Here is a 25,868-nt window from a genome sequence, read left to right on the forward strand (position 1 = left end):
TGAGCCTGCTCGCGATAGCCGCGCCTCGGTCCTAAAGCGGAGCCAACTCGGTTTCAGCTTCGACCGCTTTCACAGTCTTGAGCTGGCGCATCTGCTCACACCCCCACAGCACCCGCTCCGGGGTCGCCGGTGCATCGATCTGCGGCTGATGCTTATAGTCACCGAGGCTCGCCACCGCGTCCTTGATCGCGCACCACGCGGCAATCCCGAGCATGAACGGCGGCTCACCCACAGCCTTGGAATGGAACACCGTGTCTTCCGGGTTCTTGCGGTTTTCCACCAGCTTCACTCGCAGGTCCAGCGGCATGTCCGCCACGGCCGGGATTTTGTAGCTGGCCGGGCCGTTGGTCATCAGCTTGCCCTTGTTGTTCCAGACCAGCTCTTCCATGGTCAGCCAGCCCATGCCCTGGACGAAACCGCCCTCGACCTGACCGATGTCGATCGCCGGGTTCAACGAGGCACCGACGTCGTGGAGGATGTCGGTACGCAGCATCTTGTACTCGCCGGTGAGGGTGTCGACGATCACTTCGCAGCACGCCGCGCCGAAGGCGAAGTAGTAGAACGGCCGACCACGGGCCTGGCTGCGGTCGTAGTAGATTTTCGGGGTCTTGTAGAAGCCGGTGCTCGACAGCGAGACCTGATTGAAATACGCCAGCTGGATCAGCGCCTCGAAGGTCATGATGTGGTCACGCACGCGCACATGGCCGTTGTGGAATTCCACGTCTTCTTCGCTGACCTTGTAGTGCCGCGCGGCGAATTCCACCAGACGCTGCTTGATGATCTCGGCAGCGTTCTGCGCGGCCTTGCCGTTGAGGTCGGCGCCGCTGGAAGCCGCAGTCGGCGAGGTGTTCGGCACTTTGTCGGTGTTGGTCGCGGTGATCTGCACCCGATCCATTTCCACCTGGAACACTTCGGCCACCACCTGCGCGACTTTGGTGTTGAGGCCCTGGCCCATTTCCGTGCCGCCGTGGTTCAGGTGGATGCTGCCGTCGGTGTAGACGTGGATCAGCGCGCCGGCCTGATTGAGGAAACTGGCGGTGAAGGAGATGCCGAATTTCACCGGGGTCAGCGCCAGGCCTTTTTTCAGGATCGGGCTGTTGGCGTTGTAGCGACGGATCGCTTCGCGGCGCTCGGCGTACTGGCTGCTTTCTTCCAGTTCGGCGGTCATCTCTTCGAGCATGTTGTGCTCGACGGTCTGGTAGTAGTGAGTGACGTTGCGCTCGGTCTTGCCGTAGTAGTTGGCCTTGCGCACCGCCAGTGGATCGAGGTTGAGGTGGCGGGCAATCGCGTCCATCACTTCTTCGATGGCGACCATCCCTTGCGGCCCGCCGAAACCACGGTAGGCGGTGTTCGACGCGGTGTTGGTCTTGCAGCGGTGGCCATTGATGGTTGCGTCACCGAGGTAGTACGAGTTGTCCGAGTGGAACATCGCCCGGTCAACGATCGAGGCGGACAAATCCGGCGAGCAGCCGCAGTTGCCGGCCAGGTCCATGGCGATCCCGTGCAGGCGCCCGGTGCTGTCGAAGCCGACGTCGTACTCGACATAGAACGGGTGGCGCTTGCCGGTCATCAGCATGTCTTCGACCCGTGGCAGACGCATCTTGGTCGGCTGGCCGGTGAGGTGCGCGATCACTGCGCACAGGCATGCCGGGCTGGCGGCCTGGGTTTCCTTGCCGCCGAAACCACCGCCCATGCGGCGCATGTCGACGACGATCTTGTTCATCGACACGTCGAGCACTTCGGCCACCAGTTTCTGCACTTCGGTGGGGTTCTGCGTCGAGCAGTAGACGATCATCCCGCCGTCTTCGGTGGGCATCACCGAGGAGATCTGCGTCTCCAGATAAAAGTGTTCCTGGCCGCCGATGTGCAGCGTGCCCTGGATGCGATGTTCGGCGGTGGCCAATGCCGAAGCCGAATCGCCACGCTGGTGGGTGTGGCTGTCGAGCACGAAGTGGCGTTTGCGCAAGGCTTCGACCACGTCCAGCACCGGCTCGAGATCTTCGTACTCGATGATCGCCGCCATCGCCGCTTTGCGTGCGGTTTCCAGGTCTTTCGCGGCCACGGCCAGCACCGGTTGCCCGACGAACTGCACGTCATCGATGGCCAGCAGCGGATCGCCCGGCAGCAACGGGCCGATGTCTTTCAGGCCCGGCACGTCTTCGTGGGTGATCGCAATGCGTACGCCTTCGAAGGCGTAGCAGGGCTTGGTGTCGATGCTGATGATTTTCGCGTGGGCGCGGTCCGACAGCCGTGCGTAAACGTGCAGCTGATTGGGGAATTCCAGGCGATCATCGATGTACTGCGCTTCACCGGACACATGCTTGGCGGCGCTGTCGTGCCTGACGCTGCGGCCAACGCCGGTGGTCAGGTCCTTGGCGAACAGTTCCGCCAGTTCGGCTTGAGTCTTCTCTACGGCGTGATGGTTAGACATAAGCGGTCACCCGAGTCTCGATGTGCGGTGTTTGCAGTTCGATGAAGTATTTACGCAGCAGGTTCTGCGCGCTGAGCAGGCGATATTCCTTGCTGGCGCGGAAGTCCGAGAGCGGCGTGAAGTCTTCGGCCAGCGCAGCGCAGGCGCGTTCGATCACGGCGTTGTTGAACGGCTGGCCAAGCAGCACGGCTTCGCAATGGGCGGCGCGTTTGGGGATCGCGGCCATGCCGCCGAAAGCCATGCGCGCGTCGGTGATCACGCCGTTTTCCACGCGCAGATTGAATGCGGCGCAGACGGCGGAGATGTCATCGTCCAGACGCTTGGAGACTTTGTAAGCGCGGAAGCGCTGTTCGGCGGTGGCACGCGGGACGATGATCTTCTCGATGAACTCGCTTTCCTGACGGGCGGTGACCTTGTAGTCGATGAAGTAATCTTCCAGGTTCAGCGTGCGCCGGGTTTCACCTTTGCACAGCACCACCTGCGCGCCGAGGGCGATCAGCAGCGGAGGCGAATCACCAATCGGCGAGGCGTTGCCGATGTTGCCGCCGAGGGTGCCCTGATTGCGGATCTGCAGCGAGGCGAAGCGGTGCAGCAATTCGCCGAAGTCCGGGTATTCGGCCGTCAGCGCTTCGTAGCAGTCGGAGAGGGCGGTGGCGGCGCCGATTTCGATACGGTCAGCGAAGCTTTCGATGCGCTTCATCTCGGCGACGTTGCCGACGTAGATCATCACTGGCAGGGTGCGGTGGAACTGGGTGACTTCCAGCGCCAGATCGGTGCCGCCGGCCAGCAGCCGGGCTTGTGGGTAAGCGTCATACAGATCGGCGAGATCGGCGACGGTCAGCGGCACCAGGCAGCGCTTGTCGCCACTGTTGAGTTCGCCGATATCGGTCGGGGCGATGGCTTTGAGGCGGGCGATGGTCTCGGCTTCGCGGGCATCGAACTGGTCCGGTTGCTTGCCGCAGCAGGATTGTTCGGCGGCGGCGAGGATCGGCCGGTAGCCGGTGCAGCGGCAGAGGTTGCCGGCCAGCGCTTCGTGCGCCTTGGCCTGATCCGGTGCATCGCTGTTCTTTTGCAGGGCGAACAGCGACATGACGAAGCCGGGGGTGCAGAAGCCGCACTGCGAGCCGTGGCACTCGACCATGGCTTTCTGCACGCTGTGCAGTTCGCCCTGGTGCTTGAGGTCTTCGACGCTGATCAGTTGCTTGCCGTGCAGCGACGAAACAAAGGTCAGGCACGAATTGAGGCTGCGATAGCGTATGTGTTCGCGGCCGGCGTCATCCGTTTGCAACTCGCCGACCACCACGGTGCAGGCGCCGCAGTCGCCGCTGGCGCAGCCTTCTTTGGTGCCGGACTTGCCCACATGTTCGCGCAGGTAATTGAGCACGGTCAGATTCGGGTCCAGGGCGTGCTCGCTACGGAGTTCCTGGTTAAGTAAAAACTGGATCACGGAAGGCCTCGCAGACTCATTATTGTTGTTAACCGACTTCAACCGAATTTAGCAGGTCTGACTTTTCGGTCAATGGTTTTCTGACTTAAAGGTCAGGAAAAACGGTTTTGTCGATTAACCTGTGCTCTATTGAGTATTGACCCTGAGAGGATCCACTGCTTTTTTGCTTGAATCGTGCCAAAAAGCGCCGTGCGGGCACTCCGCCATGCACCTGCATTTGCGCTACACTGCGCCGCTTGTGCAGATCGAAGAGTTTGAAGGACAACCATGACGTTCAAGGCGCCGGACAGCCTCGCCGAGCAAATCGCTCACCACCTCGCCGAACGCATCATTCGCGGCGAAATGAAGCCGGGAGAGCGCATCCAGGAACAGAAGGTCACGCTGGCCCTCAATGTCAGCCGCGGATCGGTCCGCGAAGCCCTGCTGATCCTCGAACGCCGCCACCTGATCGCGATCCTGCCGCGACGTGGCGCCCATGTCACCGAACTCACCGCGCACAAGGTGCAGAGCCTGTGCACGCTGATGAGCGAGCTGTACATCCTGCTCGGCAATGCGGTCGCCAATGGCTGGCAGACCCAGGCCGACATGGCACCGTTCGTGCAGATTCAGCAGCGCCTGACCGCCAGCTACGAGCGTCAGGACATCCGCACCTTCGTCGACGACAGCTTCGCCGTGATGCGCGCTGCGTACCCGTTTGCCAACAACCCGTACCTGCAAGAGACCGTCGAGAACCTGCAGCCGGCCATGAGCCGTGCGTATTTCCTCGCCCTCGAACAGCGCAAGGCCGAAATGAGCGAGTTCCTCGAACTGTTCGAACGCCTGCTGGCCGCTGTGCTCGCCCGTGATTTGCCGCAGATCCGCATCGTGCTGACGGCTTACGCCCAGCGCAGCTGCGATCTGGTGGTCTCCGCCCTGACGGTTGCCTGAGCGTGCGGCTAAAGTGCATCAAACTGGCGGGGTTCAAGTCCTTCGTCGATCCGACCACGGTGAACTTCCCCAGTAACATGGCGGCGGTCGTCGGGCCGAACGGTTGCGGCAAGTCGAACATCATCGACGCCGTACGCTGGGTGATGGGCGAAAGTTCGGCGAAGAACCTGCGTGGCGAGTCGATGACCGACGTCATCTTCAACGGCTCGACCAGCCGTAAACCGGTGAGCCAGGCGAGCATCGAACTGGTGTTCGACAACTCCGACGGCACCCTGGTCGGCGAGTATGCGGCTTATGCCGAGATCTCCATCCGCCGCAAAGTCACCCGCGACAGCCAGAACAGCTATTTCCTCAACGGCGCCAAGTGCCGTCGTCGCGACATTACCGATATTTTCCTCGGCACCGGCCTCGGCCCGCGCAGCTACTCGATCATCGAGCAGGGGATGATCTCCAAGCTGATCGAAGCCAAACCCGAAGACCTGCGCAACTTCATCGAAGAAGCGGCAGGCATCTCCAAGTACAAGGAGCGCCGGCGCGAGACCGAAAACCGCATCCGCCGCACCCACGAAAACCTTGCGCGTCTGACCGACCTGCGTGAAGAGCTTGAGCGTCAGCTCGAACGTCTGCATCGTCAGGCCGAGTCCGCGAAGAAGTATCAGGAATACAAATCCGAAGAGCGCCAGCTCAAGGCGCAACTGTCGGCCCTGCGCTGGCAGGATCTCAACGATCAGGTCGGCCAGCGCGAATCGATCATCGGCAACCAGGAAGTCAGTTTCGAAGCACTGGTCGCCGAGCAGCGCAATGCTGATGCGGCTATCGAGCGGCTGCGCGACGGGCACCATGAGCTGTCCGAGCGCTTCAATCTGGTGCAGGGACGCTTCTATTCGGTCGGCGGCGACATCGCCCGGGTCGAGCAGAGCATCCAGCACGGCCAGCAGCGCTTGCGCCAGTTGCAGGACGATCTGAAAGAGGCCGAGCGCGCGCGTCTGGAAACCGAATCGCACCTGGGCCACGACCGCACGCTGCTGCTGACCCTCGGCGAAGAGCTGGACATGCTCACCCCCGAGCAGGAAGTCACCAGCGCCGCCGCCGAAGAAGCCGCCGCTGCGCTGGAAGATTCCGAAAGCGTCATGCACGGCTGGCAGGAGCAGTGGGACACCTTCAACCTGACCGCCGCCGAACCCCGGCGCCAGGCCGAAGTGCAGCAGTCGCGGATCCAGCAGCTGGAAACCAGCATGGAGCGCCTGGCCGATCGGCAAAAACGTCTCGCTGAAGAGCGCGATCTGCTTTCCGCCGACCCGGAAGACGCGGCGATCATGGCGCTTAACGAGCAGCTCGCCGAATCCGAAGCGACCCTCGAAGATTTGCAGACCAGCGAAGAAGCGCAGGTCGAAAAACTCGAACAACTGCGTCAGGAGTTGCAGCAGGCACTGACCGCGCAGCAACAGGCGCAGGGCGATTTGCAGCGCCTCAACGGGCGACTGGCCTCGCTGGAAGCCTTGCAACAAGCCGCGCTCGACCCGGGCACCGGCACCGCCGAATGGCTGAAGGAACACAACCTCGCCCAACGCCCGCGTCTGGCCGAAGGGCTGAAGGTTGAGGCTGGTTGGGAGCTGGCGGTGGAAACCGTGCTCGGCGCCGACCTGCAAGCGGTGCTGGTGGATGACTTCAGCGGTTTCGATCTGTCCGGTTTCACCCAAGGCGATCTGCGCCTGCTCAGCCCCGCCAGCGATGGCGTGCGCGTTGCGGGTAGTCTGCTGGATAAAGTCGAGGCGCAGATCGATCTGTCGCCATGGCTCGGCCAAGTCAAACCGGTCGACAGCCTTGAGCAGGCCTTGGCCCTGCGCGGCCAGTTGAGTGCCGGGCAGAGCCTGATCAGTCGCGACGGTTACTGGGTCGGCCGACACTTTCTGCGTGTACGTCGCGCCAGTGAAGCCGAGAGCGGCATGCTCGCCCGTGGCCAGGAAATCGAGACGCTGCAGGCCGAACGCGAAGAGCGCGAAGCCACGGTCGAAGCCATGGAAACCCGGCTGCAAACCCTGCGTGCGCAACAGCGGCAGCAGGAAAACGGTCGCGAACACTTGCGTCGTTTGCTGCAGGACGAGGCACGCTCACAAGGTGAATTGAAAGCCCAGTTGTCTGCCGGTAAAGCCAAGGCCGAACAACTGACGCTGCGCCGCACCCGCCTTGATGAAGAGCTGATCGAGCTCGGCGAGCAGCGCGCACTGGAACACGAGCAGATCGGCGAAGCGCGCATGCAATTGCAGGAAGCGCTCGACGCCATGGCGCTGGATACCGAGCAGCGCGAATTGCTGCTGGCCCAGCGTGACAGCCTGCGTGAACGCCTTGATCGCGTGCGTCAGGAAGCCAGACAGCATAAGGATCACGCCCACCAACTGGCGGTGCGTCTCGGTTCGTTGCGCGCACAGCACGACTCCACGCGGCAGGCGTTGGAGCGTCTGGAGATGCAGGCCGAACGCCTGACCGAAAAGCGTGAGCAGTTGAGTCTGAATCTGGAGGAGGGCGAGGCGCCGCTGGAAGAGCTGCGCCTGAAACTCGAAGAGCTGCTCGACAAACGCATGACCGTCGACGAAGAGCTGAAGACTGCGCAGATCGCGCTGGAAGACGCCGACCGCGAACTGCGCGAGGCGGAAAAACGCCGGACTCAGGCCGAGCAGCAATCGCAACTGATCCGTGGTCAGCTCGAACAACAGCGCATGGAATGGCAAGCGCTGACCGTGCGGCGCAAGGCGTTGCAGGATCAATTGCTCGAAGACGGCTACGATCTCAATGGCGTGCTTGCGACATTGACCCCCGAGGCCAGTGAACGCGCCGCCGAAGAAGAACTCGAACGGATCAATGCGCGGATTCAGCGCCTGGGCGCGATCAACCTCGCGGCCATCGACGAATACACGCAACAATCCGAGCGTAAACGTTATCTGGATGCGCAGGACGCCGATCTGGTCGAAGCACTGGAGACCCTGGAAAACGTCATTCGCAAGATCGACAAGGAAACCCGTAACCGCTTCAAAGATACCTTTGATCAGATCAATGGCGGTTTACAGGCGCTTTTCCCGAAAGTTTTCGGTGGTGGCAGCGCGTATTTGGAACTGACGGGCGAAGATCTACTCGATACAGGGGTGACGATCATGGCGCGGCCGCCAGGAAAGAAGAACAGCACCATCCATTTGCTCTCCGGCGGGGAAAAAGCCCTGACCGCACTGGCACTGGTTTTTGCGATCTTCAAATTGAATCCGGCGCCGTTCTGCATGCTCGATGAAGTTGACGCGCCACTGGATGACGCTAACGTTGGACGCTACGCACGATTGGTTAAAGAGATGTCGCAGACCGTGCAGTTCATCTATATCACCCACAACAAGATCGCCATGGAAATGGCCGATCAACTGATGGGCGTGACGATGCACGAGCCGGGTTGTTCGCGACTGGTTGCAGTGGATGTCGAGGAGGCGATGGCGATGGTGGACGCCTGAGTCAGCGTAGTGTCGGAAAAGGTATTGGGGGCTTGTAGGACTTTTTTACCGACTTCGACTTGCTGGCCAATCGACATATTCGCGCAAGCCAATGTGACAGACGGTGTAAAGTTGTCTTTGGTCGTGCTAGTTTAATGTCAATTTTTCGTATACGTGGGCAAAACGCCTGTCAGAACATAGAGTTGGCGCCACGTTTTAAAGCGGTTTGCACAATGTAAACCCCTTATTTTTCAGCATTTTTTATAGAGGCACGGGATTACATGGAAATCGGTCTGCGCGAGTGGCTGATCGTCATCGGCATCATTGTGATAGCCGGTATTCTTTTCGATGGCTGGCGCCGTATGCGCGGCGGCAAGGGAAAACTGAAGTTCCGTCTTGACCGAAGTCTGTCCAACCTGCCGGACGAGGACACCAGCGCCGAGCTGTTGGGCCCGGCCCGCGTCCTGGACACACATAAAGAGCCACAACTGGACGAACACGATCTGCCGTCGGTTAGCATGCCGGCCCGCGAAGCACGCGAGCCTCGCGAATCCGGTTCGAAACGTGGCAAGCGCGGCAGCAACGGCCCGGCCCAGGGCGACCTGAACCTCGATCTGGATCTGGACGGCGGCCCGAGCTTCAGCAGTCGTGATGATGACTTCGTCGACGACAACAAGCCTGCGCCAGCCGTGGCCGACAAGGATCAGCCGCAAGCCGAAGAAGTGCTGGTGATCAGCGTGATCTGCCGCGACGCCGCCGGCTTCAAAGGCCCGGCCCTGCTGCAGAACATTCTGGAAAGCGGTCTGCGTTTTGGCGAGATGGATATTTTCCACCGCCACGAAAGCATGGCCGGCAACGGTGAAGTGCTGTTCTCCATGGCCAACGCGGTCAAGCCGGGTATCTTCGATCTGGACGACATCGACCATTTCAGCACCCCGGCGGTGAGCTTCTTCCTCGGCCTGCCAGGCCCGCGTCATCCGAAGCAGGCCTTCGACGTGATGGTGGCGGCAGCACGCAAGCTGTCGCAGGAACTGAACGGCGAGCTGAAAGACGACCAGCGCAGCGTGCTGACCGCGCAAACCATCGAGCACTACCGTCAGCGCATCGTCGAATTCGAACGCCGCGCCCTGACCCAGAAGCGCTAAGGCCAGAGCGCAGTTGTGGCGAGGGAGCTTGCTCCCGCTCGGTGGCGAAGCCGCCGTAAATCCTGCAACCTGGTTGAGCCTGATGCAACACGGTGGATGGTATTGGGGCTGCTTCGCAGCCCAGCGGGAGCAAGCTCCCTCGCCACAATGTCCATAGCATTGAGCTTTGTGATTTAGAAGATAGAGCAGCCTCGGCTGCTCTTTTGCTTTATGAGAGAACACCCATGACCGCCGCCAAAAACCGCATTCTAGAGCTGCGCGCTGAACTCGATCAGCACAACTACCGTTATCACGTCCTCGACGAGCCGAGCATTCCGGATGCCGAGTACGACCGGTTGTTCCACGAGCTCAAGGCACTGGAAGCGGCCAATCCGGAACTGATCACCAGCGACTCGCCAACCCAGCGTGTCGGCAGTGTGGCGCTGACCGCGTTCACCCAGGTGCGTCACGAAGTGCCGATGCTCAGCCTCGGCAACGCCTTCGAAGAAACCGACATGCGCGAGTTTGATCGCCGGGTGACCGAAGGTCTGGATCTGCCGGCCGGCGATCTGTTCGGTGGCGGTGCGGCGGTGGAATACAGCTGCGAGCCGAAACTCGATGGCCTGGCGGTCAGCCTGCTGTATCAGAACGGCGTGCTGGTGCGCGGCGCCACCCGTGGCGACGGCACCACCGGTGAAGACATCAGCGTCAACGTGCGCACCGTGCGCAACATCCCGTTGAAGCTGCATGGCACAGGCTGGCCGGCGACTCTGGAAGTGCGTGGTGAAGTGTTCATGTCCAAGGCCGGTTTCGAGCGCCTCAACGCCTCGCAACTGGAAGTCGGCGGCAAGACCTTCGCCAACCCGCGCAACGCCGCTGCCGGCAGCCTGCGTCAGCTGGATTCGAAGATCACCGCCAATCGCCCGCTGGAATTCTGCTGCTACGGTATCGGTCAGGTGTCCCACGATATCTCCGACACCCACATCGGCAACCTCAAGCAATTGCAGAAGTGGGGCATGCCGATCAGTCATGAACTGAAACTGGCCAAAGGTATCGGCGAGTGCCTGGATTACTACCGTGACATCGGTGAGCGACGTAACTCGCTGGCTTATGAAATCGACGGCGTGGTGTTCAAGGTCAACAGCATCGCCGATCAGCGTGAGCTGGGCTTCCGTGCCCGCGAACCGCGCTGGGCGATCGCGCACAAATTCCCGGCCATGGAAGAACTCACCGAACTGCTCGACGTGGAGTTCCAGGTCGGTCGCACAGGCGCGGTCACTCCGGTGGCGCGGCTGAAACCGGTCAAGGTCGCGGGCGTCACCGTGGCCAACGCCACCCTGCACAACATGGATGAAGTGGCGCGCCTGGGCCTGATGATCGGCGACACGGTGATCATCCGTCGCGCCGGTGACGTGATCCCGCAGGTGGTGCAAGTGGTCACCGAGCGTCGCCCGGAGAATGCGCGTCCTGTAGCGATTCCAGAGAATTGCCCGGTCTGCGGTTCCCATGTCGAGCGCACGCAACTGGTCAAGCGCAGCAAAGGCAAGGAAACCATCAGTGAAGGTGCGGTGTACCGCTGCGTTGGCCGTCTGGCCTGTGGGGCGCAACTGAAGCAGGCGATCATTCACTTCGTCTCGCGTCGGGCGATGGACATCGAAGGCCTTGGCGACAAGAGCGTCGAGCAACTAGTCGATGAAGGTCTGGTCAGCTCGCCGGCCGATCTGTACGCGTTGAAGTTCGACGACATTGTCGATCTGGAAGGCTTCGCCGAAGTCTCCAGCAACAAGCTGTTGGCGGCCATCGAAGACAGCAAGCAGCCGGGATTGGCGCGGTTCATTTATGCGCTGGGCATTCCCGATGTCGGCGAGGAGACGGCCAAGGTGTTGGCGCGCTCGTTGGGTTCGCTGGAGCGCGTGCAGCAGGCGTTGCCGCAAGTGCTGACCTACCTGCCGGACATCGGCCTGGAAGTGGCGCATGAGATTCATAGCTTCTTTGAAGATGCACACAACCAGCAGGTGATCACCGAGTTGTTGGGGCATGGCCTGCAGATTCAGGATCAGGGCGAACTGGGTGCCGAGTTTGCCGCCAGCACCACGCTCGGCGGTCTGCTCGACAAGCTGCACATTCCGTTTGTCGGCCCGGGCGGCGCGCAGAAACTGGCAGACAAGTTCGGTTCGCTGGACGCGGTAATGAATGCCGACTGGCTGGACATGCGTCAGGCGCTGCCGGAGAAGCAGGCCAATTCGGTGCGCGAGTTTTTTGCTGTGCCCGAGCATCGGCAGATCGCCGAGGCCGCCGAGAAGCAACTGCGTGATTTCGGCATGCACTGGCTGAGCGAGAAGAAAGTCGTCGAAGGCCTGCCGCTGTCCGGCGAGACCTGGGTGCTGACCGGCAAGGTTGAGCTGATGAGCCGTGATGTGGCCAAAGAACACCTGGAAAGCCTCGGCGCCAAGGTGGCTGGCTCGGTCTCGGCGAAAACTCATTGTGTGGTCGCAGGGCCCGGTGCCGGCTCGAAACTGACCAAGGCCAATGAGCTGGGGGTGAAGGTGATGGATGAAGAGGCGTTTATCGCGTTCCTCAAAACCCACGGTATCTCGGCCTGATACCGTTTAGTTCGGCAGTCTGCTTTTGTGGCGAGGGAGCTTGATCCCGCTCGGCGACGAAGTCGTCGTAAACCCTGAAAACCCGGTATACCTGAAAGAAAGCAGGGGGAGCGCTTCGCACTCCAGCGGGAGCAAGCTTCCTCGCCACATCAACAGTGTCACTCAGCAACTGCGCTGTATTCGGGAACATTGTTGACTGCAGGATGATCTAGTCTTGGCAAGCCCCAGGGAGAGATCGCCATGTACCGCTTTTTCGAGCAGCTCAGTTCTCGCATTGTCGCGCCGTTCATGGGCGAATCTTCACGCAACAGCAAAATCTGGCCGTGCCGCTGCGGCCAGTCGCTGTTCTTTCGCAACAGTCAGTGCCTGGCTTGCAGCGCCGTGTTGGGCTATCAGCCTGAAGAAAGTCGCCTGACCTCGCTGCAACCGGGGCCGCAGGACGGCAGTTGGACACTCGATGCCGATCCCGACGCCGGTTTGTTTCGTCGCTGCTCTAACCTCGATACGCCCGCCGCGTGCAACTGGTTGCTGCCGGATAACGGCCACGACAGCCTGTGCATCGCTTGCAGCCTCAACCGCACCATCCCCGACCTGTCGGTTCCGGAAAACCCCGAACGCTGGCGCAAAGTCGAAATCGCCAAGCGCCGGCTGGTGGCGCAACTGATCACCCTCGGCCTGCCGGTCATCCCGAAAACCGTGGATGAACACACCGGTCTGGCCTTCGACTTCATCGGCGTCGACCTTGAAGGTAACGCGCCGATGACCGGCCACGCCAACGGCCTGATCACCCTCGACATCAAAGAAGCCGACGACGCCCATCGCGAGCAGGTGCGGGCGGCGATGCATGAACCCTATCGCACGCTGCTCGGGCATTTCCGGCATGAGGTCGGGCATTATTATTGGGATCGTCTGATCGCCAATGGCCCGTGGCTCGAAGCTTTTCGCAACCTGTTCGGCGACGAGCGCGCCAGTTACGCCGAAGCGCTCGACCGTCATTATCAACAGGGTGCGCCGCAGGATTGGCCGCAACACTACGTTAGCGCCTACGCGACCATGCACCCGTGGGAAGACTGGGCCGAGACCTGGGCGCATTACCTGCACATGATGGACGCGGTGGATACCGCACTGGGTTTTGGCATGAGTGCGCGGGAAATGGACTTCGACTATCAGCCGTTTCCGCCCAGTACCCTGTACGACCCTGAGCACCCCGGCGGGGCGGCGTTTCTGTCGTTCGTCAATGCGTGGATCGAACTGGCGGGCATGCTCAACGAACTGTCACGCAGCATGGGCCAACCGGATTTCTACCCGTTCGTGCTGCCGGCGGCGGCGATTGCCAAGCTGCACTTCATCCATCTGGTGATCCAGCAGGCGGGCGGCAAGGCGGACGAGGTGTTGACCCTGTAAGAGCTGCCGCAGGCTGCGATCTTTTCGGGCACAGCGCATGTCCTTGAACCCGTTCATATTTTTTATCTGAAACCAACGGTTGTAACTTCATCTCAGATAGGTACAATGGCGCGGCTCGCCGACAGGTGAGTGTCGTTATGGTGACCCCATCGGTCCCCCCGCAACGATTACCCGTGAACCTGGTCAGAGCCGGAAGGCAGCAGCCACAGCGGGAACATTGTGTGCCGGGGTGTGGCTGGTGGGGTTACCACCTTAACGAACGAAGATCGCTACAACAGAACTGCATGGGTTTCGCCCACTGCGGTTTTTTTATGCCCGCGATTTGGGCTTTCACGCCAGCTCCTGTAGGAGCGAGCCTGCTCGCAAAGGCTGCTCCCCGATGCCTGTTCAGCCACCAAGGTTGAACAGTGGCATACTCCACCGTCTTGCTGCGCGCGTCGTTGACAAGTTCGCGCCCTGGCTACGAGGTTGTATGCACCCGGAACATCACGATTTATCCACCGCCGTGTACTTGCCCGTGACGGACGAGACCTGCGCGAGTCTGTTGCAGCCCGATGGCGCGAAAACCCTTGGCGAGCTGACGGATGCGCAACTGGCCGCGGTGCTGGTCATCCAGAATCTGGCCCAGGCCGCGGAAAAGGATCTCACCGCCGCTGCGGCGGAGAAGGTGCTGGCGCGACTGATCGCCTGGGCGGTCGATGGCGGGGCAGGGCTGCTGTCCGAGGCGCAACGATTGTTCGACCCACGCCAGTTGTACTTCGGCCTGAACGCTATCAGGGGTTTGAACCTGCGTTTACTGCTGGCCGACGAGGTGTCGGCGCAGGATTACCTGCTGCCCGATGGCAAGTGGGATGACGAGTTCAAGACGCGCCACCACGCGATCAACAATCCGTTCAGCCAGCAGATGATCAGCCCGGCGCATCGCGAGCGCTGGCTCAGCGCCGCGCAAGACAAACTGGTCAGAACCTTCCGCGCCAACCTCGATGAAGACCTGCACGTGCAAGGCTACGCCGGGATCGGCAAGAGCCATCTGGTCGGTGCCTTGACCGAGTGCCTGGATCCCGGGAAAACCCTGTTGCTGGCACGTACCCCGGAAAAACTTGCGACCCTGTGTCAGCGCATGGGCGTTGCCAGTGAGCGCAAGCCCGGCATCACCTTTGAGGCGTTCGCCCGCGGGCTGATTTACGGACGCAAACCGCAGCCGCCAGGCGCCGCCGGCCGGGTCGCGAGCAAACAGAGTCTGGCCCAGGAACTGAATATCCTTGGCTTCCGCGAGCATGACGCGCAACGAACGCTGAACGTCTGCCTGGAAACCCTCGAGCGCTATTGCCAATCGCGGGACTACAGCCTGTCGGCGCATCATCTGCCGTATTTCAAGCTGTCCTTGTCCAGCCTTGAGTCGAAGGTACTGCTGGAGTATTCGAGCCGCGTCTGGACTTACCTTGAGGCCAATCCGGCGTGGGGCCGGCAGAGCGGCTTCGAAGCGTTGTTGCTGATCAAACGGGCAAGTCTGGCGGGCTGCGTGGTGCCGCCGCGTTATACCCACGTGCTGATCGACGAGAGCCAGGACATTCCCGCTTCGCTGCTGCAGATTATCGAGCGTGGCCGACAGGTGCTGATCACATTGGGCGATGAGTACCAGCACGCCGAGCGCGACCTGGTGAAAAGAAAGCGTGAAGTGCGCCAGAGCGATATCACCTACTCGGTGCGTTCGGGGCGCAATGTCGAGCGTCTGGTCAATCCGCTGATTTCCCGGCACTCGGAGAAGAGCAAGGTGCCCTTCGAAGGCGCGCGTGAGGCGGACGTCGGCATCGAGTTTTATCCGCAGGGCTTTGTCCCGCCGGAAGGCTGTGTGGTGTTGACGGCGTCACCGTGGGACACCATGAAGTGGGCCATGCAGCTGCACGATGCCAATTGCCTGTTCAGTTTTGCCGACATGAAGGCGCAGCGCGACCTCGAACACTTCATGATCACCGCCATCGAACTGTTCAAGGTCGACTTCTACAGTGCCGAACATAGCGAGAAGGGCCCGCATCGCTATTTCAGCGATCTGCCCAAGTGGCAGCAGGTGCACGATGCCAACCAGTTCGACGAGGCGTTTCTGTGGGTCGAGGCCGAGCTGGAGAAAGGCTTCAAGGTGGCTGACCTGACCCGGCTCAACCGGATGATCGGCGGCCCCGGCAAAAGCTGCCTGCTGATGCAGGCGCACGAGGCGGGTGGCATGGAGTTCGACCGCGTTCTGCTGACGCCCGAGCTGCTGACCAACGTGCAGTTCAAGGACGCCTACGCGTTCGATCAGCGGATCTGCGCCGTGTACATCGCCATCTCCCGCGCCCGGCAGCAGCTTTACCTGCCGTACGACGTGGTCGAGTGGATCGAATTTCACGACTACCAGAAATTCCGCGAGTCGCACGGCTACTGAATAGTTCTCTGTCGGAAATGCTCCCACAATGGGTTATGGGGTGACTTCAGCGGACCCTGTATACAACCGGATAATCTCATCAATCTCCCCCGACATTTTCATCCGCAGCAACGTGCGCAGGATCCGCTGCACCGGCACCTGCGGGTCATTCCTCACGTAGCAGCCGACATGCTGTTCCTGCAGCACCGCGACGCCGTGCAGTTGCTGTCCGGGCAGCAGGCGCTGATTGAACCAGTCCAGGGTCCATTGATTGCTCACCGCATAGCAGTAGCGGCCGGCCAGGAGTTTTTCCAGCACTTGTTCCTGATTACGCGCGTCCTCGCGTTGCAGGCGATCGGCGTCGAACAGCGGTTGCAGGGTCGGATAGGTATAGCCGAGCACGGTGCCGATCGATTGGCGGGGGAGGTTGGCGGGATCGACCCGGGGCGGCCGCGCTCACGCTCAGACTGATCCCCAACAAAGCTCCCAAGGCCCAACGCATAAATGCTCCGATGAGTCCCGATCACGAGCGAAATTGCCCCGCCAACAGCAGCTTGGCCAGATTAGACGAGCACACCGGATGCAATTTTGCCCTTGCTCCGCTAGCATTAGCCGCTTCAGCTTCCTTCGTTGCGACGGTTTTCGATGAGTTATCAGGTTCTTGCACGTAAATGGCGTCCGCGCTCGTTCCGCGAAATGGTCGGCCAGACCCATGTGCTCAAGGCTCTGATCAATGCCTTGGACAGCCAGCGGCTGCACCATGCGTACCTGTTCACCGGTACGCGCGGGGTCGGTAAGACCACCATTGCGCGGATCATTGCCAAATGCCTGAACTGTGAGACAGGTATCACTTCCAGCCCCTGCGGCGAGTGTTCGGTGTGCCGCGAGATCGATGAGGGGCGCTTCGTCGACCTGATCGAGATCGACGCCGCGAGCCGGACCAAGGTCGAAGACACCCGCGAACTGCTCGACAACGTGCAGTACGCGCCGAGCCGTGGACGCTTCAAGGTCTACCTGATCGACGAAGTGCACATGCTCTCCAGCCATTCCTTCAATGCGCTGCTGAAAACCCTCGAAGAGCCGCCGCCGTACGTCAAGTTCATCCTGGCGACCACCGACCCGCAGAAACTTCCGGCAACGATTTTGTCGCGTTGCCTGCAGTTCTCGCTGAAGAACATGACGCCCGAGCGTGTGGTCGAGCATCTGACCCACGTTCTCGGCGCCGAAAACGTGCCGTTCGAAGACGACGCGCTGTGGTTGCTGGGCCGTGCCGCTGACGGCTCGATGCGTGACGCCATGAGCCTGACCGACCAGGCCATCGCTTTCGGTGAAGGCAAGGTATTGGCCGCCGACGTGCGGGCGATGCTCGGCACGCTGGATCACGGCCAGGTCTTCGACGTGCTGCACGCGCTGATCGAAGGCGACGCCAAAGCGTTGCTCGAAGCCGTGCGCCATCTGGCCGAGCAAGGCCCGGACTGGAATGGCGTGCTCTCGGAAATTCTCAATGTGTTGCACCGTGTCGCCATCGCCCAGGCCTTGCCTGAAGGTGTCGACAACGGCCATGGCGACCGTGATCGGGTGTTGGCGCTGGCGCAGGCGCTACCGGCCGAAGATGTGCAGTTCTATTACCAGATGGGCCTGATCGGTCGCCGGGACTTGCCGCTGGCGCCGGATCCCCGTGGTGGTTTCGAAATGGTTCTGCTGCGGATGCTGGCCTTCCGGCCGGCGGATACGGCGGACGCCCCGAGGCAACCGCTAAAGCCAGTGGGGATCAGCCAGGCCACAGTTGATTCCGCAAACTCAGTGGCTGCCGCGCCCAAGCCTGCGCCGGTAGTCGCTGCGGCTGTTGCGCCGGCACCGGTGGTTGCGCCAGCGCCGGCCCCGGCTCCTGAGCCAGCGCCTGTGGTTGCTGCTGCACCCGCGCCAGCGCCAGAAGCAGATCCTGAGCCTGAGCCTGTCGTCGCCGAAGCGGCGGTCGACCTGCCTTGGAACGATCCGGTCGAACCCGAGCCGGAACCCGAGCCGGTGCAGCAACCAGCCGTCGAGCCGGTGCTGGAAACCGCCAGCGAGCAGCCCGAGCTGCCGCCGATGCCGCTGCCGACTCCGGACAGCGTGGTGCCGGATGCGCCGGAGTGGGCGGCCGCGCCGATTCCCGAGCCGTCGGTCGCCGACGTCGATGCCGCCACCCCGGGCATGGACCTCGACGACGAACCGCCGCTGGACGAAGACTACATCGAGCCGGACATGGATTCGGCCTACAGCTACCTCGACGATCTGGCCAGCGAACACACCGCCGAGCCGGCACCGGAACCCGAGCCGGAGCCTGCCGCCGCACCGGCCACCGGTCTGGCGTTGCAATGGCTGGAACTGTTCCCGCAACTGCCGATCTCCGGCATGACCGGCAGCATCGCTGCCAACTGCACGCTGATCGCGGTCGATGGCGACCACTGGCTGATGCACCTGGACCCGGCGCACAGCGCGCTCTTCAACGCCACGCAACAGCGGCGCCTGAACGATGCGTTGAACCAGTTCCACGGTCGCACGCTGACCCTGACCATCGAACTGATCAAGCCCGAGCAGGAAACCCCGGCGCAGGCCGCGTCCCGTCGCCGTGCCAACCGTCAGCGCGAGGCGGAGGAATCGATCCACGGTGATCCGTTCATCCAGCAGATGGTCCAGCAGTTCGGTGCAGTGGTGCGACACGATACTATTGAACCTGTCGATGCCTTGGTCGCCCAAGGCTAATAACTGAGGGCGTTCGGCGTTAAGTGCCGGGCGCTGTTTTGATCCAAGTACTTTTGAGGTGATTCCCATGATGAAAGGTGGCATGGCCGGCCTGATGAAGCAGGCGCAGCAGATGCAGGAAAAAATGGCCAAGATGCAGGAAGAACTGGCCAACGCTGAAGTCACCGGCAAGGCCGGTGGCGATATGGTCACCGTGGTGATGACCGGTCGTCACGACGTGAAAAGCGTCAGCATCGATCCAAGCCTGGTTGAAGGCCTGAGCGAAGACGACAAGGAAATGCTCGAAGCCGTGGTCGCCGCCGCCGTCAACGACGCCGTGCGCAAGATCGAAGCCAACAGCCAGGAAAAAATGGGCAGCATGACCGCCGGCATGAACCTGCCAGCAGGTATGAAACTGCCATTCTGATTCGCCTGTGCGGGTTGGATGAGCTACAAAAAATGCCAGGCATCGCGCCTGGCATTTTTGTTTCTGCCTCTCGGGCGTTCGGTATTCATTTGTGGCGAGGGAGCTTGCTCCCGCTCGGCGACGAAGTCGTCGTAAACCCTGAAAACCCGGTATACCTGAAAGAAAGCAGGGGAGCGCTTCGCACTCCAGCGGGAGCAAGCTCCCTCGCCACAGGAGTCGAGTAGAAACATCGAACGCTGTGATGTCACCAAGGTCTGCTCCCTATACCCCCTGAACTCATCATTCACAGGAGACGCTGACATGTCCGACCCTCTGACCCTCAATCAACGCTTCGTCCTCGCCTCGCGCCCGGTCGGCGCGCCGACTCCGGAAAACTTCCGTCTGGAGCGCGAAGCGTTGCCGGATCTCGAAGACGGCCAGGTGCTGCTCAAAACCCTGTACCTGTCACTGGACCCGTACATGCGCGGACGGATGAGTGACGCGCCGTCCTACGCCGCGCCGGTACAAATCGGCGAAGTGATGACCGGTGGCGCTGTCAGCCGTGTCGAGAATTCCCGTCATCCGAAATTCCACCAGGGCGATCTGGTGGTCGGCCTCACCGGCTGGCAGAGCCACAGCATCAGCGACGGCCGCAACATCATGCCGATCCCGTCCGGCCTGCCGAGCCCGTCAATGGCCCTCGGTGTGCTGGGCATGCCGGGGATGACCGCGTACATGGGCTTGATCGACATCGGTCAGCCGAAAGAGGGCGAGACCCTGGTGGTCGCTGCGGCGTCCGGTGCCGTCGGCTCGGTGGTCGGTCAGGTAGCGAAGATCAAGGGCCTGCGCGCCGTGGGTGTGGCCGGTGGCGCCGACAAATGCAAATACGTGGTCGAAGAGCTGGGGTTTGATGCCTGCATCGATCACAAGGCACCGGACTTTGCCGAACAACTGGCCAAGGCCTGCCCGAATGGCATCGACATCTATTACGAAAACGTCGGCGGGCATGTGTTCGACGCCGTGGTGCCGTTGCTCAATCCCAAGGCGCGGATCCCGCTGTGCGGGCTGATTGCCGGTTACAACGCCACTGAAGCGCCGCAAGGCCCGGATCGTCTGCCGATGTTGCAGCGTACGTTGCTGACCAAGCGCGTGCGGATTCAGGGCTTCATCGTGTTTGATGACTACGGCGACCGTCAGCCGGAATTCATCAGCCACATGGTGCCGTGGGTGCGCGACGGCAAGGTCAAATTCCGTGAAGACGTCGTGGAAGGCCTCGAGCAGGCGCCCGAGGCGTTTATCGGTCTGCTGGAGGGGCGCAACTTCGGCAAACTGGTGGTGAAGGTTGCCCAGGACTGAGCATTTGACGCTGGCCAGAGGCGCGGGTATAAACCGCGTCTCGTTGTTTTGTCGGACTTTTTACCCATGAGCTTCAGCCCTTTGATTCGCCAACTGATAGACGCCCTGCGCACCTTGCCGGGCGTGGGTCAGAAAACCGCCCAGCGCATGGCGTTGCAGTTGCTCGAACGTGACCGCAGCGGCGGCACGCGCCTGGCCCAGGCTTTGAGCCAGGCCATGGAGGGGGTGGGTCACTGCCGTCAGTGCCGCACGCTGACCGAAGACGATCTGTGCCCGCAATGCGCCGACACGCGCCGCGACGACACGCTGCTGTGCGTGGTGGAAGGGCCGATGGACGTGTATGCGGTGGAGCAAACGGGTTTCCGTGGACGCTACTTCGTGCTCAAGGGCCACCTGTCGCCGCTCGACGGTCTCGGGCCGGAAGCCATTGGCATTCCGCAGTTGATGGCGCGCATTGAAGAGGCGGGCACTTTTACTGAAGTCATCCTCGCCACCAACCCTACGGTGGAAGGTGAGGCGACCGCGCATTACATTGCTCAGCTGCTCAGCAACAAAGGCCTGATTGCCTCGCGGATTGCCCATGGCGTGCCGCTGGGTGGGGAGCTGGAGTTGGTGGACGGCGGGACGCTGGCGCATTCGTTTGCCGGGCGTAAGCCGATTTCCCTCTAAGTCCATCGGTGCCTTGACTGGCGCCTTCGCGAGCAAGCCCGCTCCCACATTGGAATGCATTCTCCTGTGGGAGCGGGCTTGCTCGCGAATGGCGCACCTCGGTCTGACTGATTCACACAAACATATTGAAAACCAAGCAAGCGCTCGGTTAACGTCGGCCAACCCTTCGATGGAGTTCGCCGATGCCTGCCTTCCAGGAATACTTCGACCCCAGCCACCAAATGGTCCGCGACAGCGTCAGACGTTTCGTCGAGCGCGAAATCCTGCCGGACATCGATGCGTGGGAAGAAGCCGAAAGCTTTCCCCGTGAGCTGTACCAGAAGGCCGGGACGGCGGGGATTCTCGGCATCGGTTATCCCGAAGAGCTGGGCGGCAGCCACGAAGGTGATGTGTTCGCCAAGGTCGCCGCCAGCGAGGAACTGATGCGCTGCGGTTCCGGTGGTCTGGTCGCCGGCCTCGGTTCGCTGGATATCGGTCTGCCACCGCTCGTCAAATGGGCCCGGCCCGAGGTGCGCGAGCGTGTCGTGCCGCAAGTGCTCAGCGGCGAGAAAATCAGCGCCCTGGCGGTCACCGAGCCCGGCGGCGGTTCCGACGTCGCCAACCTGCAAACCCGCGCCGTGCGTGACGGCGAATTCTACCGGGTCAGCGGCAGCAAAACCTTTATCACCAGCGGCGTGCGTGCCGATTTCTACACCGTCGCGGTGCGCACCGGCGCGCCGGGTTTTGGCGGCATCAGCCTGCTGTTGATCGAGAAGGGCACCCCGGGCTTCACCGTAGGCCGCCAGCTGAAGAAGATGGGCTGGTGGGCCTCGGACACCGCTGAACTGTTCTTCGACGACTGTCGGGTGCCTGTGGGCAATCTGATCGGCGCCGAGAACATGGGCTTCGCCTGCATCATGGGCAATTTCCAGAGCGAACGGCTGGCGCTGGCGCTGATGGCCAACATGACCTCGCAGCTCGCGCTCGAAGAAGCGCTGAAATGGGCGCGCGAGCGTGAGGCCTTCGGCAAACCCATCGGCAAATTTCAGGTGATCAAGCATCGGCTGGCCGAGATGGCCACGGCGCTGGAAGTATCACGCGAGTTCACCTACCGCCAGGCGGCGAAAATGGCGGCGGGGCAGAGCGTGATCAAGGAGATTTCCATGGCCAAGAACGTTGCCACGGATACTTCGGACCGGATCACCAGCGAGGCAGTGCAGATTCTTGGCGGCTTGGGTTACATGCGCGAGAGTCTGGTGGAGCGGCTGTATCGGGATAACCGCATTCTGTCGATAGGCGGCGGGACGCGGGAGGTGATGAACGAGATCATCAGCAAGCAGATGGGGCTTTGAATCTTTGGTGAGGCTACTGGCCCCTTCGCGAGCAAGCCCGCTCCCACATTGGATCTGTGGCATTCACAAATCCCCTGTGGGAGCGAGCTTGCTCGCGAAGGCGGCCTGAAGGGCGCTACTTATTTATCGGTCAACGCAAACTGCGTCAAGCAGAAGGTGGGGATGCCCATGTCCTCAAGACGCTGCGAACCCCCCAGCTCCGGCAGATCGATAATCGCCGCCGCCTCATGCACCCGCGCGCCCATGCGCCGGATCAGGTTGGCCGCAGCGATCAGCGTGCCGCCAGTGGCAATCAAATCATCGAACATCACCACCGAATCGCCTTCACACAGGCTGTCGGCGTGCACTTCGAGGAACGCTTCGCCGTACTCGGTTGCGTAACCTTCGGCCAGCACGTCCGCGGGCAGTTTGCCTTGCTTGCGGAACAGTACCAGCGGCTTGTTCAACTGGTAGGCCAGCACCGAACCGATCAGGAAGCCGCGCGCATCCATCGCGCCGATGTGGGTGAAGTCGGCTTCCACATAACGGTGGGCGAAGCTGTCCATCACCAGGCGCAGGGCCTTGGGCGACTGGAACAGCGGGGTGATGTCGCGAAAGATCACGCCCGGTTTCGGGAAGTCGATCACGGGGCGGATCAGGGATTTGATGTCGAAGGAGTCGAAGACCATCGTCGAGGTGTCCTGGCAGGGCTGCAAACGGCGCAGTATACCCGCGGCTGAAACGCTTCGCTCAACCGCGGATCGAGATCAGCCTTCGAGGGAGCCGCCGGCCAGGGCGCAGAGCTGGATCGGGTCGAGGATGTGGATCTCTTTGCCCTCGGCGGCGATCAGTTCGTTCTGCTGGAAGCGGGTGAACACCCGCGACACGGTTTCCACCGCCAGGCCCAGGTAATTGCCGATTTCATTGCGCGACATGCTCAGGCGGAACTGATTGGCCGAGAACCCGCGAGCGCGGAAGCGGGCCGACAGATTGACCAGGAACGTGGCGATGCGCTCATCGGCGGTTTTTTTCGACAACAGCAGCATCATTTGCTGGTCGTCCCGGATCTCGCGGCTCATCACCCGCATCAACTGACGACGCAGCTGCGGCAGTTGCAGGGCCAGTTCATCAAGGCGTTCGAAAGGAATTTCACAGACCGAGGTGGTTTCCAGCGCCTGAGCCGACACCGGGTGTTTCTCGGTGTCCATGCCGGACAGACCAACCAGTTCGCTCGGCAGGTGGAAACCGGTGAGCTGTTCTTCGCCGCTGTCGCTCAGGCTGAAGGTCTTCAGGGCGCCGGAGCGTACTGCATAAACGGAATCGAAGGTGTCGCCCTGGCGGAACAGGAACTCACCCTTTTTCAACGGGCGGCCACGTTTTACGATTTCGTCCAGCGCATCCATGTCTTCCAGATTCAGAGAAAGTGGCAGGCAGAGAGGGGCCAGGCTGCAATCCTTGCAATGGGCCTGGTTGTGAGCGCGCAGTTTGACTGGCTCGGACATTTCTTAAATCCTTGTGGGAAAACACACATAAGACGTAAGGGTAACCCACGGAAGGACATTCAGGCCAGCCTGTGGCGAGTTTGTCCCGCGGGCGTAAAGCCGCAGGGCCAGTGGCCGATAAAGGTGTATCACCACGCATGCAAGGAATCGCTTCGATGGCCGCCATTGACACGCTGAACCCCGGTAACAGCGGCGTTGCGTCTGCGCCGAGCACCGCCAGGACAGGGACCAGTGACGAGCAGAATGCCGCCTCTGCGCCGTTGGCAACCCCGACCTTGGTCGAGGGCGTCAAAGTGTCGCTGTCCAGCGCCTCCATCGAAAAATCCTTCAGCGTCGGTGGTGAGAACAGCGACATCGAAGACAGCGGCTTGCCCGAGAACGTCCAGCAGTTGCTGAAGATGATCCGCAAACTGCAAAAAGAGATCGCCGAGAAGAAAGCCCGGATGGCGGCGGTCATGTCCGACAGAACCCTGACCAATGAAGCCAAAGTCAATATGCTCGCCGCGCTGCGCGGTGCCATCGCCGCGCTGAATACCGGGCTGATCAGCGCCAATCTGGCCCTGTCCAAAGTCATGGATCAGTCCGGCCTCACCTCCGAGCAGAACCTCAAGCTCGGCTCACTGCTGACGAAAAACTAGATCACCCGCGAGAAGCGCTGGCGGTTCTGCTGTTCCAGATACGCGTCGAACACCATGCACACCGAGCGCACCAGCAGGCGTCCGGCAGGCAACACTTCGATGCGTTCGCGCTCCAGCTTGATCAGCCCGTCATTGGCCATTCCTTGCAGTTGCGGCCACAGCGCACCGAAGTAGCCCTGAAAGTCGATGTTGAACGCTTGCTCGATTTCGGCGAACTCCAGGCTGAAATTGCAGATCAGTTGCTGGATCACCGCACGCCGCAGGCGATCGTCGGCATTGCACACCAGGCCACGGCTGGTCGCCAGTTGCGCGGCGGCGAGGGTGTTCTGGTACTGGTTCAGATCGCTGTTGTTCTGGCAGTAGAGATCGCCGATCTGGCTGATCGCCGACACCCCCAGACCAATCAGGTCGCAATGGCCGTGGGTGGTGTAGCCCTGGAAATTGCGTTGCAGGGTCTGTTCCTCCTGGGCAATCGCCAGCTCATCGTCGGGCAGGGCGAAGTGATCCATGCCGATGTAGCGGTAGCCGGCGGCGGTCAGTTGTTCGATGGTGCGCTGGAGCATCTCGAGTTTTTGCGCAGGGCTCGGCAGCTCGTGGCTGTTGATCCGCCGCTGCGGCATGAAACGCTCCGGCAGGTGTGCATAGTTGAACACCGAGAGTCGATCAGGTTGCAGGCTGATGACTTCCTCGACGGTGCGCGCAAAGTTCTCCGGTGTCTGCTTCGGCAGACCGTAGATCAGGTCGATGTTGATCGAGCGAAATTGCAGGGTGCGCGCGGCGTCGATTACTGCGCGGGTCTCCTCAAGACTTTGCAGGCGATTGACCGCCCGTTGTACCGCCGGATCCAGATCTTGCAGGCCGATGCTGACCCGATTGAAGCCCAGCTCGCGCAACAGGCCCATGGTCGACCAGTCGGCCTCGCGTGGGTCGATCTCGATGCCGTAGTCGCCGGAATCGTCATCCAGCAGGTTGAAGTGTTTGCGCAGGTGCGCCATCAACTGACGCAGTTCGTCGTGGCTGAGAAATGTCGGGGTGCCGCCGCCGAAGTGCAGTTGCTCGACTTTCTGCGCTGGCTCCAGGTGACAGGCGATCAACTGGATTTCCTGCTCCAGCCGTTGCAGATAGGACTGTGCGCGCCCTCGATCCTTGGTGATGACCTTGTTGCAGGCGCAGTAATAGCAAATGTTCGCGCAGAACGGCACGTGCACGTACAGCGACAATGGGCGCAACGCCTTGCGGCTGTCGCGCAGGGCGTGGAACAGGTCGAAGGTGCCGACCTGACTGTTGAATTGCACGGCCGTCGGGTACGAGGTGTAGCGCGGCCCCGCCAGGTCGTAGCGGCGGATCAGATCAGTGTCCCAACGAATGGCGTCGAGCATGCGGGCATTCCCCCGGATAGGCTGGCAGTGTGGCGAGTCTATCGGGGTGCGGCGACGGGGCTTTTGATTTGCATCAA

17 protein-coding genes, 1 other RNA gene and 1 pseudogene are annotated in these 25,868 nt (G+C 61.4%); 13 read left to right on the forward strand and 6 right to left on the reverse strand.

Features of this window, described 5'->3' with window-relative positions:
• Nucleotides 1-31: 31 nt before the first annotated feature.
• A complete protein-coding gene (xdhB, locus tag CKW11_RS18470) occupies nt 32-2,431 on the reverse strand; it encodes a xanthine dehydrogenase molybdopterin binding subunit (RefSeq protein WP_095138655.1) in 2,400 nt (799 codons plus the stop codon).
• Nucleotides 2,424-3,878: a xanthine dehydrogenase small subunit gene (xdhA, locus tag CKW11_RS18475; protein ID WP_095138656.1), complete on the reverse strand. Its 1,455-nt coding sequence runs from the start codon at nt 3,876-3,878 to the stop codon at nt 2,424-2,426. Before xdhA ends, xdhB begins: the two co-directional genes overlap by 8 nt.
• Nucleotides 3,879-4,145: 267 nt before the next feature.
• Here xdhA and CKW11_RS18480 point away from each other — a divergent pair, with 267 nt between their 5' ends.
• The 7 genes from CKW11_RS18480 (at nt 4,146) to CKW11_RS18510 (ending at nt 15,828) form a co-directional block, all read left to right on the forward strand.
• On the forward strand, nt 4,146-4,805 hold the full coding sequence (locus CKW11_RS18480; protein ID WP_007961062.1) for a GntR family transcriptional regulator: 660 nt from the start codon (nt 4,146-4,148) through the stop codon (nt 4,803-4,805).
• Nucleotides 4,806-4,807: 2 nt separating this feature from the next.
• Complete coding sequence (gene smc / locus CKW11_RS18485; protein WP_095138657.1) at nt 4,808-8,296, forward strand: chromosome segregation protein SMC; 3,489 nt, start codon at nt 4,808-4,810, stop codon at nt 8,294-8,296.
• Between the two features lie 260 nt (nt 8,297-8,556).
• Nucleotides 8,557-9,420: a cell division protein ZipA gene (gene zipA, locus CKW11_RS18490; RefSeq protein WP_095138658.1), complete on the forward strand. Its 864-nt coding sequence runs from the start codon at nt 8,557-8,559 to the stop codon at nt 9,418-9,420.
• A 224-nt stretch (nt 9,421-9,644) separates the two neighbouring features.
• A complete protein-coding gene (gene ligA, locus CKW11_RS18495) occupies nt 9,645-12,002 on the forward strand; it encodes an NAD-dependent DNA ligase LigA (RefSeq protein WP_095138659.1) in 2,358 nt (785 codons plus the stop codon).
• A gap of 240 nt (nt 12,003-12,242) precedes the next feature.
• Nucleotides 12,243-13,406, forward strand: coding sequence for a putative zinc-binding metallopeptidase (locus CKW11_RS18500; protein ID WP_095138660.1), 1,164 nt, complete (start codon nt 12,243-12,245; stop codon nt 13,404-13,406).
• Between the two features lie 147 nt (nt 13,407-13,553).
• Nucleotides 13,554-13,650, forward strand: an RNA gene (gene ffs / locus CKW11_RS18505) — signal recognition particle sRNA small type.
• Nucleotides 13,651-13,878: 228 nt separating this feature from the next.
• Complete coding sequence (locus CKW11_RS18510) at nt 13,879-15,828, forward strand: hypothetical protein (protein ID WP_095138661.1); 1,950 nt, start codon at nt 13,879-13,881, stop codon at nt 15,826-15,828.
• A 33-nt stretch (nt 15,829-15,861) separates the two neighbouring features.
• Here CKW11_RS18510 and CKW11_RS18515 read toward each other — a convergent pair.
• Nucleotides 15,862-16,260, reverse strand: a pseudogene (locus CKW11_RS18515) (amino acid ABC transporter substrate-binding protein); the annotation flags it as partial.
• 192 nt (nt 16,261-16,452) lie between these two features.
• Here CKW11_RS18515 and dnaX point away from each other — a divergent pair.
• The 5 genes from dnaX (at nt 16,453) to CKW11_RS18540 (ending at nt 22,293) form a co-directional block, all read left to right on the forward strand.
• Complete coding sequence (gene dnaX / locus CKW11_RS18520) at nt 16,453-18,552, forward strand: DNA polymerase III subunit gamma/tau (protein ID WP_095138662.1); 2,100 nt, start codon at nt 16,453-16,455, stop codon at nt 18,550-18,552.
• A 67-nt stretch (nt 18,553-18,619) separates the two neighbouring features.
• Nucleotides 18,620-18,958, forward strand: a complete 339-nt coding sequence (locus tag CKW11_RS18525; protein ID WP_003223337.1) for a YbaB/EbfC family nucleoid-associated protein — start codon at nt 18,620-18,622, stop codon at nt 18,956-18,958.
• 300 nt (nt 18,959-19,258) lie between these two features.
• Nucleotides 19,259-20,293, forward strand: a complete 1,035-nt coding sequence (locus CKW11_RS18530; RefSeq protein ID WP_095138663.1) for an NADP-dependent oxidoreductase — start codon at nt 19,259-19,261, stop codon at nt 20,291-20,293.
• A 66-nt stretch (nt 20,294-20,359) separates the two neighbouring features.
• Nucleotides 20,360-20,962 (forward strand): recombination mediator RecR, encoded by a 603-nt coding sequence (recR, locus tag CKW11_RS18535; RefSeq protein ID WP_003223341.1) that lies wholly within the window; start codon nt 20,360-20,362, stop codon nt 20,960-20,962.
• 182 nt (nt 20,963-21,144) lie between these two features.
• Entirely contained in the window at nt 21,145-22,293 is a 1,149-nt protein-coding gene (locus CKW11_RS18540) for an acyl-CoA dehydrogenase family protein (RefSeq protein WP_095138664.1), read from the forward strand.
• Between the two features lie 119 nt (nt 22,294-22,412).
• Here CKW11_RS18540 and CKW11_RS18545 read toward each other — a convergent pair whose 3' ends face one another.
• Both CKW11_RS18545 and fnr read right to left on the reverse strand, forming a co-directional pair.
• Nucleotides 22,413-22,961 carry an adenine phosphoribosyltransferase gene (locus tag CKW11_RS18545; protein WP_003223345.1) on the reverse strand — a complete coding sequence of 183 codons (549 nt, stop codon included), beginning with the start codon at nt 22,959-22,961 and terminating at the stop codon, nt 22,413-22,415.
• 78 nt (nt 22,962-23,039) lie between these two features.
• Nucleotides 23,040-23,774, reverse strand: a complete 735-nt coding sequence (gene fnr / locus CKW11_RS18550) for a fumarate/nitrate reduction transcriptional regulator Fnr (RefSeq protein ID WP_003223347.1) — start codon at nt 23,772-23,774, stop codon at nt 23,040-23,042.
• Between the two features lie 155 nt (nt 23,775-23,929).
• Here fnr and CKW11_RS18555 point away from each other — a divergent pair, with 155 nt between their 5' ends.
• Entirely contained in the window at nt 23,930-24,412 is a 483-nt protein-coding gene (locus tag CKW11_RS18555) for a hypothetical protein (RefSeq protein ID WP_095138665.1), read from the forward strand.
• Here CKW11_RS18555 and hemN read toward each other — a convergent pair.
• Entirely contained in the window at nt 24,409-25,791 is a 1,383-nt protein-coding gene (gene hemN / locus CKW11_RS18560; protein WP_095138666.1) for an oxygen-independent coproporphyrinogen III oxidase, read from the reverse strand. The two genes, CKW11_RS18555 and hemN, sit on opposite strands and share 4 nt — an antisense overlap.
• Nucleotides 25,792-25,868: the final 77 nt, after the last annotated feature.

The sequence above is a fragment of the Pseudomonas sp. Irchel s3a10 genome, assembly GCF_900187525.1.
Lineage (GTDB): Bacteria > Pseudomonadota > Gammaproteobacteria > Pseudomonadales > Pseudomonadaceae > Aquipseudomonas > Aquipseudomonas koreensis_G.